Genomic DNA, 519 nt, shown 5'->3' on the forward strand with positions numbered 1-519 from the left:
CGGCTTGCATTGCGAAGCGGGTTTAAGCGTTTCGTTATCGGCGTGCTGATGATGCAGCGTCCAGGGCACATTGCCGCCCAATACCTTCTGCTCAAGCCCGACCATGAACGTGCCGAGGTACAAACCTTTGCTCATCCACTGCTTGAAATTGCGTGCGCGATATAGCTCTGTCTTGAGCCACGAGCGATCAAACGCGTCAGGGTAGGCGCTCAGTTCATCGGCTTGACGACCGGCTTGCACGGCGTCGAACGCGGCTTCAGCGGCCATCTTGCCGGACTTGATCGCGGCGTGACTGCCCTTGATCCGCGATGCATTCAGGAACCCGGCGTCGTCGCCGGCCAGTGCTCCGCCCGGGAATACGAGCTTCGGCAACGACATCAACCCTCCGGCCGTAATCGCCCGTGCGCCGTAAGACACGCGCTTGCCGCCTTCAAGGAACGTGCGGATCGCCGGATGTGTCTTGTAACGCTGGAATTCCTCAAACGGTGACAGGTACGGATTCGAATACCCCAAGCCGAC

The 519-nt window shown here is 59.7% G+C and carries 1 protein-coding gene; it reads right to left on the reverse strand.

From position 1 onward, the window contains the following. The coding region (locus GSQ93_RS37990) for an NAD(P)/FAD-dependent oxidoreductase (RefSeq protein ID WP_254073771.1) at positions 1–519 on the reverse strand (519 nt) is incomplete at both ends.

It is taken from the genome of Burkholderia sp. S171, assembly GCF_009766085.1.
Lineage (GTDB): Bacteria > Pseudomonadota > Gammaproteobacteria > Burkholderiales > Burkholderiaceae > Caballeronia.